Source organism: Lactobacillus hominis DSM 23910 = CRBIP 24.179, from assembly GCF_000296835.1.
GTDB classification, from domain to species: Bacteria; Bacillota; Bacilli; order Lactobacillales; family Lactobacillaceae; genus Lactobacillus; species Lactobacillus hominis.
Window position 1 is genome coordinate 1 of the sequence record NZ_CAKE01000034.1, and the last position, 12,337, is coordinate 12,337.

General features: G+C 33.6%; 6 protein-coding genes. 5 read left to right on the forward strand and 1 reads right to left on the reverse strand.

Annotated elements, in window-relative coordinates; translation table 11 throughout:
- On the reverse strand, positions 1-481 hold a 481-nt coding region (locus tag BN55_RS08775; RefSeq protein WP_040469567.1), incomplete at its 3' end, for a GHMP family kinase ATP-binding protein.
- Between the two features lie 66 nt (positions 482-547).
- Here BN55_RS08775 and BN55_RS08780 point away from each other — a divergent pair.
- The 5 genes from BN55_RS08780 (at position 548) to asnS (ending at position 12,327) form a co-directional block, all read left to right on the forward strand.
- On the forward strand, positions 548-4,018 hold the full coding sequence (locus tag BN55_RS08780) for a PD-(D/E)XK nuclease family protein (protein WP_008471758.1): 3,471 nt from the start codon (positions 548-550) through the stop codon (positions 4,016-4,018).
- A 1-nt stretch (position 4,019) separates the two neighbouring features.
- Complete coding sequence (addA, locus tag BN55_RS08785; protein ID WP_008471759.1) at positions 4,020-7,625, forward strand: helicase-exonuclease AddAB subunit AddA; 3,606 nt, start codon at positions 4,020-4,022, stop codon at positions 7,623-7,625.
- Between the two features lie 20 nt (positions 7,626-7,645).
- A complete protein-coding gene (locus tag BN55_RS08790; protein ID WP_008471760.1) occupies positions 7,646-10,453 on the forward strand; it encodes a helicase C-terminal domain-containing protein in 2,808 nt (935 codons plus the stop codon).
- Entirely contained in the window at positions 10,446-10,940 is a 495-nt protein-coding gene (locus tag BN55_RS08795) for a hypothetical protein (protein ID WP_008471762.1), read from the forward strand. Before BN55_RS08790 ends, BN55_RS08795 begins: the two co-directional genes overlap by 8 nt.
- An 88-nt stretch (positions 10,941-11,028) precedes the next feature.
- The gene (gene asnS, locus BN55_RS08800) at positions 11,029-12,327 is read left to right on the forward strand and encodes an asparagine--tRNA ligase (protein ID WP_008471764.1); all 1,299 of its coding nucleotides are present in this window, start codon (positions 11,029-11,031) and stop codon (positions 12,325-12,327) included.
- Positions 12,328-12,337: the final 10 nt, after the last annotated feature.

The following is a 12,337-nucleotide window of genomic DNA, read 5'->3' on the forward strand; positions in this document are numbered from 1 at the left end:
TGTTGAAGAACACTAAGTAGTCTGAATGGACAGTTGCTGCATCAAGACCGGAAGCTTTACCGTGATTGATCATTTCAGCATGATTAGTAATTTCCATGATTTCATCTTCGGATAAGTTAAGATTAAAGAATTCATTTAAAGCTTTGGTTGTTCCTAATGCAACCACTGCACTTGACCCAAGACCACGTTCAATTGGAATTTCACCGCTGTAAGTAACTTTAACTGTTTGATCAGTGTTTGCTTTTTTTAGCATAGTTTCAAAAACATACTTTAAGCCATCGTATTCACTTGGAGCGTCGAAAAATGGACCATGATAATGATTAGTGTCCATCCAATTTTCTGGATAATTTTCTACACTAGTAGTAATATTTAAGGCATTTATTGGCAAAGCTAAAGCATCTTTACCATAAACTACTGAATGTTCACCAATTAAAATTACTTTTCCGTGCGCTTTTACATTTACAACTTTATTTTCAGTCATCTTTTATTTCCATCCTTTTCTATAAGACCTCTATGCTAAAATGACTTTTAAGGAGTAGAAAAATTTATGATCAATATTATTACCGGTCGTCAAACTGATCCACTACAAAATGAAATTTTAGATTTGGCGGTAAAAAGATATCGTCAAGATCCAAGCAAAAGAGTTTTTATTATCGTGCCAAACCATATCAAATTTACCACAGAGGTGAAAGCACTATCTAAATTAGCAAATCTTACACAACAAAACCAGACAGCAGTCAAAAATTTACAAATTCTTTCCTTTTCTCGATTAGCTTGGTATTTTCTAAAAGATGCACCAGTAGCTCTTCCTGAAGTGTTGGATGACGCTTCTAGTATCATGCTTTTAGAAAAAATCGTCCGACAAAAACAAGATAAATTAAAATTATTTACCGGCGAGCAGATAAATTCAGGAACTTTAAAACAATTGTATCAAGCAATTTTGTTAGTCCGTCAGGGAAGTCTAGATTTAGACGACGTTGTTTTGCAAGATAGCGATGAAGAAACTAAGTTTAAAATTCATGATTTGAAAATAATTTACGAATTATTCATTGAACGCCTAGCAAATAAATTTGCGACAAAAGATGAAATGCAGTTTATCTTAAATGAATATTTAGTAAAAGTTGATCTATCCGACAGTGCTTTTTATTTCTGTGATTTCTCCCACTTTACTAGTCAAGAACAATTAACTTTAAATTTGATTGCTAAAAAGGCAAGCGATACGACAATTAGTTTTAAGACCCGCAATGGTGAAGTGAATAAAAATCCCCAAGCAGGAGATTATGACTTTGTAGTTCAAAATTCAATTAAACGTTTTGAGCATTTTTTGCAAACTCAAAATTTAAATTATGCGTTTTCTGAATTTAATCAAGGTCAACTAGATAATAAAACCAAATTAAATGGTGTTTGGACGAAAACTTTATCTCTAAAAAATGCAGACCTAGATAATATGGTACAGTTTGTTAAAGCAGATTCGCGTTATAGCGAAGCTTATTTTGTAGCGCGCACTATTTATCAACAAGTTGCCTTAGCCAATTACCGGTATAAAGACTTTTTAGTCTTAGCACCGGATTTGAGTGAATACGAAACTTATTTAACGCCAATTTTAGAGCAAAATGGCATCCCGTTTTTTGATGATTTGCAAAAGCAAATGAAGTTTCACCCACTTGTAATAATTATTGAAAATTTACTTCAGCTATACAAAAGAGGAATGCAATCGACCAATCTACTAGCATTGATGAAGACACATTTGATTATTCCGGATTGGTATGTTGATGAAGCGAGTTTTCAGTATGATGTTGATCGTTTAGAAAATTTTGTTTTAGCTCATGGAATTAATCAAAATTTGTGGCGTAGGAATTTAACTAACTTTGTAGATGCCCATGTCATTGCTTTAGATGATTCATTAGGGCAAGTAGAGCAACTAGATCGGATTCGCGAATATTTTGTTAAACAGATTACAGATTTGTTTGATGAGTTAGAACAAGAACAAGATCCGCAAGCTGCATTGACTATTTTTTGGAACTTTTTAATCAAAAATGGCGTTGCTAAAAGATTAGAAAATTGGCGTCAAAAAGCTAGCGAAGAAGGCAATTTGCAGCTCGCTCAGCAGCCTGAACAAGTTTGGACTACTTTAAATCAACTGCTTAAAGATTATCTTTTGATTAATGATGAATTTGATATTGAATCATTTTTTGAATTGTTGATTAGTGGTTTTGGCGAAGCAAGTTTTTCACAAATTCCGTCAGCCCTTGATGCAGTCAACTTATCAGAAATGGGAATGGTGCAAAATAATGACTATAAGCAAGTCTTTATTTTAGGAGCTACAAGTTCAAATATTCCTAATATTGAAAAGATTCCTGGCTTTTTTACTAATGAGGATTTTGAAAAAATCAATGCCAATTTAGATGAAAGCCAGCAAATCGAAAATCAGAAAAAGGTTAATAATTTAGATCAAAATTATCAATTCGGCCTGGCTTTATCACTAGCAAGCGATCATTTATATATTTCTTATCCTGTTTTAAATACAGCTAATGAAAAATTGCAGCCTTCAATTTATTACAAGCAGCTTTTAGCTAGACTTGATGAAGAAGAATATTTACAGCATGATTTACCGCATCAAGAAAATCAAATTTTATCTTTCATTACCAATGCGCGTGCTAGCTTAGGATATTTGTCATACTTACGTAAAGAAAATATTGGACAAGTAGCCGGCTTACTTAAGTTAACCCAAGAAAAGATTCCTAAATTAACTAAGCGTGTTCTGAGTGCCAGTGATTTTAAGAATATTCCGCAATCTTTAAGTGCGCAGCTTGCGCAAAGTTTATATGGTAAAAATATCGAAACTTCGGTTTCTCAACTTGAAACATATTATGAAAACTCATTCGAGTACTTTTTGAATTATGGGCTGTCATTAAGAAAAAGATTCGAAAATGAATTAGATGTTGTTCAAGCAGGAAATTACTACCATGAAACTTTTGATCAATTAGTCAAAATCATTAAAGCTCAGCACCTTGATTTAGCTTCATTAAGCGAGCAAGAGCTTAATTCTCTTTTAGTTAAAATTCATGAAGCTATGCAAGAAAAAGGACAATATAAGCAGCTTTTAAATGATCCATTTAATAAGTATTTATTCCATAAACTTGATCAAACTACCGCTAATGTTGCTAAGTTTTGGCACCGTAATTTGAAAAAGACTGTCTTTCGCCCAGCATATTCTGAATTAAGCTTTGGTCGAAACCAAGAAGTTAAAGGCTTAGATTATCAAGTTCAGACAGATCTAGGCATTAATAAGATTGATTTACGAGGAAAGATGGACCGAGTTGATTTAGCTCAACTTGATAAGTCTGTCTTGGGCCAAGTAATTGATTATAAGTCTTCTGCTAAAAAGTTTGATTTGGGACTATTTGCTAATGGTATATCGATGCAGATGATTTCTTATTTAGATGTATTAAAGAATAATCAACGCTTTTTTGCTCAAGATGAAGAACTGGATATCTTAGGCGCCTTTTATCAAACTGTGACTCAGCATTTAGAAAAATTAAATTCAGATTCCAATATTACTAGCGATTTTCAAATCAAGGATATGGATAAAATCAATTCGCCAAAGTTGCTATATAACGGAATTTTAGTGGCAGATGATGAATTATTAGAAGAGGCAGAACCTAATTTAAAGGGCGATCGGGCAATTAGTGAGCTCTATAATAGCATCCGTAAGAAAGTCAACGGCAGTTTTACTTATCCAAGTTTGACTAGCTTTAATAAAGAGCAATTAGAGCAAATTTTGGCTTATAATGCTTACCTAATTAAGAAAGCGGCAAAAAATATTTTGTCAGGCAAGATTGAGCTAAATCCTTATTCTTACAACAGTCGCACGCCACTGCAATATTCTGACTATAAAGATATTTTCTTCTTTGATGCGATGCTTAAAGAAAACAATTACCACAAAATAAACTCCTTAAATAAAAAAGAATTATTAGAACTTATTGAGAAAACATTAGATCCTGAGAAAGGAAAATAATATGCCAAGTTTTACTCCTCAACAGGAAAAAGCCATATATGATCATGGAAAAGACATCTTAGTTTCAGCTTCTGCTGGTTCTGGAAAAACTACAGTTTTAGTTGAAAGAGTGCTACAAAAAGTATTATCTGGCACGCCAATAACTAGTTTATTAATCATTACTTTTACTAAAGCTGCTGCCAGCGAAATGAAAGAAAGAATTAAGAACGAGTTAAATAATAGACTTGAAAAAGACCCGAATAATAACTTTTTGCGTGAACAACTATTAAATGTTGATACAGCTAATATTTCAACTATTGATGCTTTTTGTCTGGACGTTATCAGACGGTTTTACTATGTGATTGACTTAGACCCGAGCTTTTCAATTTTAACTGATGAAACACAGGGCACTCTTTTGCAGGAGCGAGCATTAACTGAACTCGAAAAAAAGCATTTAGAAGATTCAGATCAAAACTTTATTGATTTTTATGATAATTTTTCTGGCGATCGTGAAGTAGACACGGCCCATGACCTGTTATTTGATCTTTATTTTACGGCTATGGCTCAGCCAAATTATGAGCAATTTTTGAATCAGTTAGATGAATATTATGAAATAGGCGATAAATTAATAACCAGCAAGCTTTGGCAAGATAATATCAAGCCACTTTTGTTAAATAAATTAGCACCTATTTCTGAAAAAATGACTTATTTTTTAGAAAGTAGTCAATTTCAAACAAAAGAATTAGCTAAGGTAAATGAAAGTTTTTCAGATTTCAATACGCAACTGGAAAATTTAATTGTAGCTATTAAATCAGATAAAGATTATGAAACGCAAAGAGTGCTGTTTAGAGCTTGTCAATTTCAAGGTAGATACCGTAAATCAAGCAAGTGGGATGAAGACTTGCTCGATATCTATGAAGAAAGCAGCAACTTCAAGGCTGAAACAAACAAGCAATTAAAGCAGATTTTTGCGCATTTTTATGTTTTGCCAGAAGGCGATCAAATTTCTTTAATGAAAAAAGCAAAACAATTGGTTAAAACAATTGCCAACGTTGAAGCTGAATTTATTGACCGCTTTAATAAACTTAAGAGAGAGCAAAATTTAGTCGATTATACTGATATGGAACACTTAGCTTTTCAGATTTTGAATCAAGATAGTTCGAAGTCTGAATTAGCAAGAGACTATTATCAAAATCTCTTTTCTGAAATTTTGATTGATGAATACCAAGACGTTAACGAATTACAGGAAAAAATCATCCAGTCTTTGAAAGCTGATGGCAAGAATTCTTTGTTTATGGTGGGGGATGTTAAGCAGTCTATTTACGGTTTTAGACAAGCAAAACCACAGCTGTTTTTGGAAAAATATCATGCTTTTAAAGATGATTCAGATGATAGTGAACGAATTATTTTAGCTGATAATTTCCGTTCAAGTAAAAATGTCACGCAAACAGTTAATAAGTTGTTTAACACAATTCTGACTTCTGATTTTGGTGGAATTGACTATCAAAAAGAAGGTCAATTAATCTTTGGCGCGAGCTATTATCCTGATGAATTGCAGTCTGCTTCAGAATTTTTATATACCGATAAAAAGCAGGCTCAAGAGACGCAAGAAAGTATTGATCAAGACGATTTTGCGGAAATCCAAATGGTAATTGATCGCATTAAGCAATTAAAAAAGGAAAATTTTCAAGTATTTGATGTTAAAAATGGCTTGAAAAGACCTTTGGAATATAGTGATATTGCAATTTTAAGCAGAACGCGCAGCGATAATTTACAAATCATGCAAGAGTTTGCCAAGGCAGATTTGCCACTGTATATTACTGATGCGCAAAATTATTTCCAAACTTTTGAATTAATCATGATTATGAATTACCTCAAAATCATTGATAATCCGCGACAAGATATTCCACTAGTTGCAGTTTTACGGTCGCCATTATTCAGTTTTACAGAACCAGAACTAGCTCAAATTCGCATAAAATCACGTAAGGGTGACTTTTATGAAGCAGTGGCAAGTTATGCCAATGAAAGTAATGAATTGGGACAAAAATGCAAAGATTTTTTGAATCAATTAGAAGAACTACGCAATTTTGCAACAGTTCACCGAATTTCTGAACTTATTTGGACAATTTATGAAAAAACGCACTTATTAGAAATTGTTACAGGTTTACCCAATGGTCAGCAACGCCGCGTTAACTTAGAAGCACTTTATGAAAGAGCGACATCTTATGAAACTGCTGGTTTTAAGGGCATTTATCAATTTGTAAGTTTCATTGAGCGGATGCGTAAGAATCAAAAAGATTTGGCTCAGCCGCTTTTAAGCAGCAATACTGATGCTGTCCAATTGATGACGATCCACGCTTCTAAGGGATTAGAATTTCCGGTTGTTTTTGTTGTGGGGCTTGATCACCATTATCAAAAGCGTGATATTACTAATCCATATTCTATCAGTAGCAAGTTAGGCTTAGGTTTAACAATTAAACAAAAAAATTGGCGTGTAGATACTTTAAATAAGGCAATAATTGATGCCGAAAAAAAGCAGGAGAGTTTAGAAGAAGAAGCACGTATTTTGTACGTTGCTTTAACGCGTGCGCGACAAAAACTAATTCTATGTGCAAGTATTACTAATTTAGAAAACAATTTTAAAAGATGGTCTAACGAAATTACGCATAACGATATCTTGCCATTATCAGCAAAATTAGAGGCAAATTCGCCTATGCAGTTTTTAGGACCAAAATTAGTGCAGAATGATTTTATTGAACAAAAAATTGAAGATATGAATCCAAGTCTAGAGACGCAAAATAAGATTTATTATCTGCATTTTGTACCTCAAGAAACGGCTATTTCTAAAGCTCAAAAAACAAATGAAAGCCAAGATAGTTCTGCTAGCTTAATTAATACAGTAAGCAAATTATATGATTTTAAATATCCATTTTTAGATGCTACTAAGACGACTGCTTATCAAGCAGTCTCTGAAATAAAAAACGCTTTTAATGATCCGATTGATAAAGAATTGGAAAATGCTCACTTTGTTCAGTCTGCCAATCGCTATTTGCAACCAATTGATGAAAAGCCACAATTTTTAAGAGAGGATCGTTTTACTGGAGCTCAAATAGGGACTGCTACGCACCTGGTTTTGCAGTATTTTGATTATAGAAATCCTGATATTGATGTGAGCTTAAATCAAGAAATTGATCAGTTAGTTAAGGATAAAAAATTAAATCCAGACATTGTGGAATATATTTCTAAAGATGCAATTAAATGGTTTGTTCAGTCAGATTTTGCAAAGCTGTTTTGGCAAAATCCAGAAAATTTAGTTCGTGAACAAGAATTTTCTAGTTTAGTTTCTGCGAGTGAAATTTTTGACAATTTTTCTGATCCTGATGCAAAAATTTTGGTTCATGGAACAATTGATGGTTATTTTGTAGACGAAGATGGTATTATTTTATTTGATTATAAAACTGACCATGTAGATAAAAGTCATGAAGATCAAGCAATTGAAAAAATAAAACAAAAATATACTGGACAGCTACGTTTATATGAACAAGCTTTGAATGAATTTAGTTTAGAAAAAGTTAAGAGTAAGTATTTAGTTTTGCTTGATGACCAGAAACTTGTAGAATTAGATTAGTAGAAAAAAGGAGGGTTAAGATGGAAAGAGCATTTGACAAAGACGCTTTTGCGGTAGTTGATCTTGAAACTACGGGAACGCAAAGACAACAAAATGATCGCATTATTCAATTTGGATGTGCGATTATTAAAAAAAGAAAAGTAGTCAAAACCTACTCATTTTTAATCAATCCTCATAAAGAAATTCCTTTATCAGTTGAGAATTTGACTGGTATTAAAAATGAAGATGTCAAAAGTGCCCATGACTTTAAATTTTATGCAAAGAGAATTCGCAGAATTTTAGATAAAAAGATCTTTGTGGCACATAATGTGAATTTTGACCTTCCTTTTTTAAATTATGAATTAGTCAATGCCGGTTTAGAGCCGTTAAGCGGTCGAGCTATTGATACGGTTGAATTAGCACAAATTGCTTTTCCGACTTTTCCATCATATAAGTTAAAAGATCTGACAAGTCGCTTGAAGATCCAGCACTTGAATCCTCATAGAGCAGATTCAGATGCTTTAGTCACAGCTAAGTTATTAATTAAAATTATAAAAAAACTGGAAAATTTACCAACTGCTACGCTTAATACTCTGACGGCTTTATCTAAAGATCTTTTGCGTGATACCTCATATATTTTTTCAGAAATAAGTCAGTTTGCTCGTAGCAGCAAGCGTCCTTTAGATAAAAACCTAATTCAGGTAAGAAATCTAATTATTCGAAGGCAATCAATTTCTAGTGGCAATGAAAGAGCTGAGCGCACAACTTTTCCAGCTAGCGATGCCGCTAAAAAAGAATTGTTCAAAGGTCATTTGCGTTTTAGAAGAGGGCAAGTGTCGTTAATTAACCGCTTGAATGAATTTTTGACGCAAGAAGATAAAGAAAACCTTATTGTTGAAGCCCCAAATGGTAGTGGCAAGACATTTTCATATTTGATGGCTTATGCTTATCAATTATATTCAGGTCGAAAACTAGTAGTGGCTGCTCCTACCAAAGTCTTGCAAAATCAGATTTTGCAGCAAGAAATTCCGCAATTAATTAAGGTTACTGGTTTAGATTTAACTGCTCAAGAAGTGAAGTCTAGTCAGCACTATTTAGATTTAGATGGCTTTTTCAATTCTCTTTATCAAACAAATTCAGACATTACAACTTTAGTTTGGCAGATGGGGATTCTAGTTTGGCTTACTGAAACGGAAACTGGTGATTTAGATGAATTGCAATTAACTAACTATAAGGCGCCATTTTTTGCACAAATTACCCATCCTGGCGATGCGCGCGTTGGTACGGTATTTTCTGATTATGATTTTTGGAATTTGGCTAGAAGTCGTCAAGAACAAGCTGATATTTTAATTACTAATCATGCCTATCTGGCTAATCACTATATGGATTCAATCTGGGGTGCAAATCCTTATTTGGTCGTTGATGAAGCCCATCGTTTTGCAGATAATGTTGCTAATTGCCGTAATGATGGGCTACAATTTGAATCGTTTTGGGGGATGTGCAGTCATTTAAGAAATATGCTTTATTACGCAGATAATTCTGCTAAAGAACGCTTTGGTAACGATCAAGAATTTGCACCGATTATGGATAAATTAGAATCGCAAATTACGGATTTAATTCATGCAATCAATCAAGTACAAAGACGACTATATAGCCGTAAAAATTTTGCTATCAGTAAAGAAGAAAAAAGACAAACTCGCGTTGACTTGGCTTTTCAAGGTAGCGACCTATTTGAAAATGTTGATCAATTTAAGCACGATTTGAATTTGATGCAAAATAAAATCGAGCAAGTTAGACAAAATACAAACCAAATTCTGTTTTTGCTTTATCATCAGCAAGAGAATATGCTGACAAGTGCTGATGTTTTAATCAAAGATTTGCAAGAAGAAATTGATCATTTAGATTATTATGCTGAGCAAACTTATTTATTGCTTGATCAGCTAAATAACAAAGATAATGGAGAAAAGGGATTTGTCTTGCAAATTACAAATTATGAAGATCCTTTGTCCACTAATATTGCATGGCTAACGCTTGATCCAAGTCAGCAGTTGCAAGAACTGTATCGCTATTTTGATAAGAAATTATTTATTTCAGCTACTTTAATGAACAATAACTCATTTAACTATATGGAAAATGAATTATCGTTAGATAAAGAAAAAACAGCGGTGTATAAGGCGCGGGCTTCCTATAATGTAGAAAAGCATTTGAAAGTATTAGCACTTAATGACAAGACATTTCCGCAAGATCCGAATGATGAAGATTATGGTTATGCTATTGGCAAGTTTTTGATTAAGAACATTAGAAAACAAAATCACATTTTGGTTTTATTTACAAATTTAGAAACAATAAAAGAAGCGTTTTCTGAAATTGTAAATGCGTCTGAACTTAAGGATTATGAAATTTTGGCTCAGAATTTAACAGGCTCTAATGAAAAAATCACCAAAAGATTTGCGATAGCTAAGAAAGCTATTCTTTTAGGAGCTAATAGCTTTTGGGAAGGAATAGACTTCAAAGACACTAGTGTTGACATAGCAATTGTAACTAAGTTGCCGTTTGAATCACCTGAGCAACCAGAAGTTCGTTTAAGGGAAGAAAAGTTAAAAGCAAAATATGGGATTCATCAAATTTTTGAAGTCGATACTTTGCCACGAGCATTGATTCGTTTTAGACAGGGCTGCGGCCGTTTAATTAGAAATGAACGTGATCATGGTATTTTTATAATCCTTGATCAGCGAATTTGGTACAAAAATTATGGTCGGCGCTTTTTAGAAAGTTTGCCTGTTGGTGCAAAGAAAGTAGATCTCAAACAAATAAATCAAATATTGAAGGATGAAAGTATTAATGAATGAGCGATTAAAGACCTTTTTTAAATATTTAGGTGGGACAGTATTAACGCTGCTAATTATTTATTTAGTATGTTTTGCAGTATTTTTAGCTGCCACTCATCCTACTCGTGCTCAAGAAAAAACAAGTAAAGATATTGCGCTGTCTAAAACGCCGATTGTTAATGTTCAACGTCAATATCATTTAAGCCGCGACGTAGTTAGCGATAGTTTAGAAGGAACAGATAAAAAGGGTAAAAAGTATTATTTTGTTTATCTGCCTAAAAATAAAAAAGCCTATCTTTATCAAGCAAGTAAAGGATTGAGTTGCTCTCAAGCTACTGCACGGTTTAATAATTTACATCTCGGCCATGATAATTTGAAAGTGGAATTTGGCTGGTACAAGGATAAGCCAGTCTGGGAGATTTCTTATAAAAAAGATAATGGCAATTATGGTTATGCCATTATCAGTTTTAAGACTGGACGTGAATTATTTTACGTAGATAATATTTAAATTATTAAGTAGTCAATTTACCGGCTATTGCAAAATTAAGCGCTAAAAGATAAAATTGAACTAGTTTATTCATAAAGGTTGGTTAACAATGACAGAATTAATTTCAATTAAAGATTCATCTCAACACGTTGATCAAGAAGTTAAGATGCACGTTTGGTTAACAGACAAGCGTTCAAGCGGTAAGATCATGTTCTTACAATTACGTGATGGTACTGCTTTCTTTCAAGGTGTTGTATTAAAGAATAATGTTTCAGAAGAAGTTTTTGAAGCAGCTAAGAACTTGCACCAAGAAGCAAGTATGTATATCACTGGTAAAATTCACCGTGATGAACGTTCAAAATTTGGTTATGAAATCCAAATTTCTGATATTGAAGTAATCTCCAATAATGAAGGTTACCCAATTGGCAATAAGGAACACGGTGTAGACTTTCTTTTAGATAACCGTCACTTATGGTTAAGAAGTCGTCGTCCATTTGCAATTATGCAAATCAGAAATACCATGTTTAAAGCTACTGTTGAATTCTTCGAAAAAGAAGGCTTTATCAAGTTTGATGCACCTATTTTCATGCACTCAGCTCCAGAAGGTACTACTCAATTATTCCACGTAGAATACTTCAATAATGACGCTTACTTATCACAATCTGGTCAATTGTACGGTGAAGCAGGTGCTATGGCATATGGTAAGATCTTTACTTTTGGCCCAACATTTAGAGCTGAAGAATCAAAAGGTCGCCGTCACATGACTGAATTCTGGATGATGGAACCAGAAATGGCTTGGATGCACCAAGACGAATCTTTAGATATTCAAGAAAGATACTTAGCTTACATGGTTAAGAAAGTTCTTGAAAACAACGAATACGAACTTAAGCTTTTGGGTAGAGATCCTGAAAAATTACGTCCAACTACTGAAGGTAACTTCACTCGTCTTTCTTATGATGATGCCATCAAGATGCTTCAAGATGCTGGTCGTGATATTAAATGGGGCGATGACTTTGGTGCCCCTGATGAAGGTTACATCTCAGAACAATTTGACCGTCCTGTATTTATCATGAATTACCCAACTTCAATTAAACCATTTTATATGAAGAAGAATCCTGATAATCCTAAGGAATACTTATGTGCTGATGTTATTGCACCAGAAGGCTACGGTGAAATCTTCGGTGGGTCAGAACGTGAAGGTAACTACGATATTTTGAAGCAACAAATCGAAGATGCTGGTCTTAACTTAGACGATTACCAATGGTATCTTGATCTTCGTAAATTCGGTGGTGTTCCTCATTCTGGATTTGGTATGGGATTTGAACGTACTATTGCTTGGGTATGTCACCTTGACCACATTCGTGAAGCTATTCCATTCCCAAGATTAATCAACAGAATGCAACCATAATAAATTTTAG

Excerpts from the sequence above, each read along its gene's own strand:
- BN55_RS08780 (WP_008471758.1), top strand. The coding sequence starts at position 548 with ATGATCAATATTATTACCGGTCGTCAAACTGATCCACTACAAAATGAA.
- addA (WP_008471759.1), top strand. The coding sequence starts at position 4,020 with ATGCCAAGTTTTACTCCTCAACAGGAAAAAGCCATATATGATCATGGA.
- BN55_RS08790 (WP_008471760.1), top strand. The coding sequence starts at position 7,646 with ATGGAAAGAGCATTTGACAAAGACGCTTTTGCGGTAGTTGATCTTGAA.
- BN55_RS08795 (WP_008471762.1), top strand. The coding sequence starts at position 10,446 with ATGAATGAGCGATTAAAGACCTTTTTTAAATATTTAGGTGGGACAGTA.
- asnS (WP_008471764.1), top strand. The coding sequence starts at position 11,029 with ATGACAGAATTAATTTCAATTAAAGATTCATCTCAACACGTTGATCAA.